Raw genomic sequence first — 4,430 nt, 5'->3', positions numbered from 1 at the left:
CGCGCCGGGCACAGCGTAGAGCTTCACCACCTGTTGCGGATCGTAAGCGATCACTCGCACGCGGGGATCGGCCCCGGCTGGGACCGGGGCCTCGTCCGCGACGGCCGGGGCGCCCCAGGCCAGCGGCAGGGCAACGAAGGCGGCCAGCAGCAGCCGCATAGTGAGACGGCTGCGGATCATCGGGCCTCTCCCAGCGTCGGCAGGCCCTCGCGCTCGGGTGGGCGGTATTCGGTGACCAGCACGCCCAACGGGTTGATCGTGGTCCCGTCGGTGAAGGCGATATTCTGGCCGGCACGGTAGCGCAGCGTCGTGACCCAGGAGGACACGACCGGCGGACGGCCGTGGGCGCGCTCGGTGCGGCGGAACCGGAGCTGATAGATTTCATCGGCCTGCGCGGTGTCGTTGGGCAGCAGGGCGCCGCTCAGCTGTTCCACTGTGACCGTCGCGCGAGTGCCCCACACGGCTTGCGGGCCGGGAGGCGTGGCGAGGTTGAACCATTCCTGGAAGGCGCTCCGCACCTGCGGCGCGGACATGCGGCTCACCACATCGTAGGCGTAGCCGGCCTCGCCGGAGGACCAGCCTTCGCGCAGGCGGACATACTGAAACAGGGTGGCGCGCACGGCGCGCTCCTGCACTGCCGCCGGCAGGGCGTCGCCATGGACCACGGTGGCCATACTGCCGTCCGGCTGAGGTACGGCGACGACCGGCACCACCCGCACCAGGGGAAAGAGCTGGAGGGCCGCGAGAGCCTGCATCCCGACCACGCCCAGCAGGCCGACGATGGCGACGGTCTTGCCAGTGCTGATGCGCTTGGCATGGAGGGCCTCGCGCGCCTGACGGGCCTGCGTCTCGGCGTAGAGGCGGTTCAACTCACCACGGGGAATCACCACGGCGGCGGCCATCTCGGCGTCGGAGGGGCCGTCCACGGAGGAGGCGGGAGGCGGGGGCGGACGGATGGCGTTCAACGCATGACGCTCCCGGCCGGGGCGACTACGGGTGCCGTGGCGGCAAGGTTGGCCGGCGGCACCATCCGGCTCGGGTTGAGCCGGAATACCTCGCCGCGGCAGGCCGGGGCTTCGGTGAAGCCGGCACAGGCGGCCAGGGCCAGCAAGGAGAGCAGCAGCGCGGGCTTCATCACGGGAAACCTCGTAGGGGTGGAGGGCGCGCGCACAGGATCAGCCCCTCGGCGCGGTATTGGCGGCCGTTGCCTCGGCGGCGGTGGCCGTGCGGCTCTGGTAGCCTTCCTGGCGAGCGTTGGTGGCGGCCGAGGCTTTCCTGCCGGAACTGCGCTGCATCGACGCCATGCCGCGATCGATGGCTTCGCCGAGGGCTTGCGTGTGCGGGGCGAAGGAACCGGCCAAGCCGCCGCCAATGGAGTAGGCCACGCCGGTCAGCGCGCCGATCAGCAGCAGGCCGCACCAATACCAGGCGGCGAGTTGCAGTAGCGCACCGATCCGCTCATCCAGGCCGGTGCCCATGTTGCCCTGTGCGGCACGGACGTAGTTGTTGAAGCCGCTCATCAGCATTTGCAGCATGACGCCGATGCTCACCTGCACAAGCGTCAGCGAGACGAGCTTGCCCACCCAGCGGTCTACAAAGANCACCATGCCCATAACGACGCGGGCAATCACCCACATCAGGAAAATGATGACGAGGGCCATGAAGGAGAGGCCCATGAACAGGCGGATGATGATGCGCTCGCCAAGCTGGGTGTAGCCGTTGGCCTCCGCGAGCACGGTGGCCGCCATGCGCTGCGTCGCGGCCCAAAGCGCATCGAACTGCGCGGCCGGGGCGAAGGTGTTGCCACCGGTCAGCGCGGCACCGACAGTATTGGGAATGTCCTGCAAGAACAGGTCACGGACGTAGGTGTTGAACACGCTGGTCGAGGTCAGCAGTGCGGCCACGGCCATGATCCGGAGCACACGTCCGGCGAGCACGTTCTTGTCCATGCGGCCGGTCAGCACGAGCCAACCCGAGATGAGGATGAACAGCGTGGCCGCCGCCCGCACCTGCGGGCGCGCCCACGCCAAGCCACTTGTAATGACGCCATTAATGCTGTCGAGCAAATTGGTGTCGAAGATCAACGATACTTTCTGAAAAAAATCAGCGGCCACCGGAACCCTCCTCCCGGTAGCGTCCAAGCTGGCTACAGTAGGGGGTCAGCATCTCCGAACCTGGTCCGCGCTCTGAGCAGGCCCGCCGGAGAGACTGATAGCCGAACGGATTGGTGCGCGGATTGAAGTCCGGTTCCGGAAGGCCGGTGCTATCCACGGGCGGCGCCTGGCGGCCCTGGCCCGCGCGCGGCAAGGTGTTAGGTAGCGGCTGGCCCAGCCGCGACGAGGCGGCGCCCTCGGCATTCTGGCAATCCCACGTCGCGGCCAAACGCGCGTCGCGGTGGCAGCGGCGCAAGGTCTCTTCGAGGATTTGCGGCCGGGCCTGATACCAGGGAACGTCACGGACCTCCCCGCGTGACTGCTGCGCGAGGACAGGCGCGGTGCCCACGACTACCAGAGCGAGTGCGAGCACTGTGCCGCGCATCAGTCGTCCCCCAGCGGCGGCAGGCTATCCCGCCACTGTTCCGCGCTTTGCCGCTGTGCCTCCTCCGCGCGCAGCATGTCGCCCTGCTGCTGCACGGCGGCCATCATCTGCAACTGCGCAAGCTGCTGCTGCTGCGCGGACAGGAGAGCGTGCTCGGCCTGGATGCGGTTGTTCAGCGCTGCCGACGCCTGCACGTCGGGCTGCCCATCAATCTCGCCCATCAACTCGCGCAGGCCGGCGATGCGCTGCTCTGACTGCTGCATCCCCTGCACCGCCGCAGCCTGGATGTTGCCCAGGCGCTGCGCCCGCCGGGTCAGCTCGGTTGCCGAGAAGTCGGTGCCCGAGGACGAGAAGAAGCGCAGGTTGGCCACCTGCTCAGCGGCACCTGCCAGGCTCCCCAAGCCTGTCATCGCGCCGCCGATCTGGTTGGCGCCGAAGCCGTTGGCCACGCTGCCCAGGCGGTTGGCGTAGGTCGAGACGTTGGTGGTGTGGGCGAGGACATTATAGGTGGCCTGGAGCTGCTGATATTGCTGCTCAAGCTGCCGTACCGTCGTAACCGCCTGCGCCACCTGCTGGTAAAGCTGGGAGTTGGTGATCTGGGCCTGCGCGTTGGCGACGGCATCCGTCACCGGGATCTGCGCTCTGGCTGCGTCTGGCGCTATCAGGGCCAGAGCGATGGCCGCCCCCGCCAGTTGTGTCCGTTTCATCCCTTGCGTCTCCATCAGGTCGCCGCTTCCGATAGCCGTCGGTGGAATTCGGGCAGGAGCGCCGATGGCTCGTCAGTCCCCAACTCGCGCCGGATCTTACGCAGCAAGCGGACGGTGCCGACTTTGCCGCTCAGCACCGCCAGGTGCGACGCCATGGTGGGCGGCAGTTCCACCCGGCAGACCACGGAGCCAGCGTCGCGCTTGATCAGCATGGAGCGCGCCCCAGCGGCCATATCTTCGGTTACGGCACGGTACTCGCCGGGGGTGCAGTGCAAGCTCTCGGAGCCGTCGCCCACATCGCAGTAGGCGGACCGGCTGGCCGACTGGTTCGGGAACAGGACCTTGGTCGGGATGTTGCTGACCAGGGTGGCGCCGATCGGGTGGCGGAGCACCTGTTGTGGCTGCTGGGTGGCGATGACGAGGGCACCGTTGCCCTTGCGGAGGGTGAGGGCAAAATCCTCGAAAGCCTTGGCGAACCGCTCGTCGGGCAAGTAGGCCCAGAACTCGTCGGCCGCGAGCACGAAGCGCCGGCCGTCGATCACGGAGCGGACCCGGTGCAGCAAGTAGGAGGCGGCCGGGCCGCGCACCGTTTCGTCCTCCATCAGCGCTGAGAAGTCGACGCCCACTAGGCCGGTGTCGGGGTCGAAGGCGTCAGCCTCGCCGTCGAAGGCCCATCCGAGGTCGCCGTCTCGTCCCCAGCGTTCCAGGCGCTTGCCGGCGCTGCTGGCTCCCTCGCCCACCAGCCAGGCGCAGAGGCCGGCGATGGAGCGGCCAGCGGGCGGCATCCGCAGCTGGAAGGCGATGGCCTTGGACAGCCGGCGCAGTTCGATCGCGTCGGGCTGCGGGCCGTCGTCGGCGCGGATCAGCCCCACCACGAAGCGCAGCAGCCACACCCGCGCGTCGGGCGTGTTGGACAGCGCCCGCATCGGCGCCAGACCGCTATCCTCCCCGGAGCGCAGCGTTAGGTAGCGCCCACCCATGGCACGCACGAGGATTTCGTTGGCGTTGTCCTTATCGAACACCACCACGGTCCCGCAAGGTCCGGTGACCCGTTCCAGGGCGGCCACCAGCATCCCAAGGAACACGGTCTTGCCCGACCCGGAGGGGCCGAAGATCGCCATGTGCGGCAGGCCGCCGACATGCAAGGACAGGTCAAACCCGGTGTTGGCCGAGGTCAGCAGCCGC

At 68.4% G+C, this 4,430-nt stretch carries 7 protein-coding genes; all 7 read right to left on the bottom strand.

What is annotated here, in order from left to right:
* The coding region (locus QWZ14_RS03280; protein ID WP_408903625.1) for a hypothetical protein at positions 1–180 on the bottom strand (180 nt) is incomplete at its 3' end.
* Positions 177–965 (bottom strand): VirB8/TrbF family protein, encoded by a 789-nt coding sequence (locus QWZ14_RS03275; RefSeq protein ID WP_290315137.1) that lies wholly within the window; start codon positions 963–965, stop codon positions 177–179. The genes QWZ14_RS03275 and QWZ14_RS03280, both read right to left, overlap by 4 nt.
* Positions 962–1,135 carry a hypothetical protein gene (locus QWZ14_RS03270; protein ID WP_290315136.1) on the bottom strand — a complete coding sequence of 58 codons (174 nt, stop codon included), beginning with the start codon at positions 1,133–1,135 and terminating at the stop codon, positions 962–964. Before QWZ14_RS03270 ends, QWZ14_RS03275 begins: the two co-directional genes overlap by 4 nt.
* 40 nt (positions 1,136–1,175) lie before the next feature.
* Entirely contained in the window at positions 1,176–2,009 is an 834-nt protein-coding gene (locus QWZ14_RS03265) for a type IV secretion system protein (protein ID WP_456307213.1), read from the bottom strand.
* A 94-nt stretch (positions 2,010–2,103) separates the two neighbouring features.
* A complete protein-coding gene (locus QWZ14_RS03260) occupies positions 2,104–2,538 on the bottom strand; it encodes a hypothetical protein (RefSeq protein ID WP_290315134.1) in 435 nt (144 codons plus the stop codon).
* Positions 2,538–3,260 (bottom strand): type IV secretion system protein, encoded by a 723-nt coding sequence (locus tag QWZ14_RS03255; RefSeq protein ID WP_290315133.1) that lies wholly within the window; start codon positions 3,258–3,260, stop codon positions 2,538–2,540. The genes QWZ14_RS03260 and QWZ14_RS03255 overlap by 1 nt, the downstream gene beginning before the upstream one ends.
* Positions 3,260–4,430 (bottom strand): helicase HerA domain-containing protein (locus QWZ14_RS03250; protein WP_290315132.1); only part of this gene is annotated, 1,171 nt, incomplete at its 5' end. The genes QWZ14_RS03250 and QWZ14_RS03255, both read right to left, overlap by 1 nt.

Origin of the sequence: Paeniroseomonas aquatica, assembly GCF_030409335.1 — a bacterium.
Classification (GTDB): Bacteria; Pseudomonadota; Alphaproteobacteria; order Acetobacterales; family Acetobacteraceae; genus Belnapia; species Belnapia aquatica.
Note: the sequence above shows the minus strand (reverse complement) of the source record. Positions and strands in the feature narration are given on the sequence as shown.

What these genes read in the sequence shown, in the direction of transcription:
- QWZ14_RS03260 (WP_290315134.1), bottom strand. Translation starts at nt 2,538, where the DNA reads ATGCGCGGCACAGTGCTCGCACTCGCTCTGGTAGTCGTGGGCACCGCG.
- QWZ14_RS03270 (WP_290315136.1), bottom strand. Translation starts at nt 1,135, where the DNA reads ATGAAGCCCGCGCTGCTGCTCTCCTTGCTGGCCCTGGCCGCCTGTGCC.
- QWZ14_RS03255 (WP_290315133.1), bottom strand. Translation starts at nt 3,260, where the DNA reads ATGGAGACGCAAGGGATGAAACGGACACAACTGGCGGGGGCGGCCATC.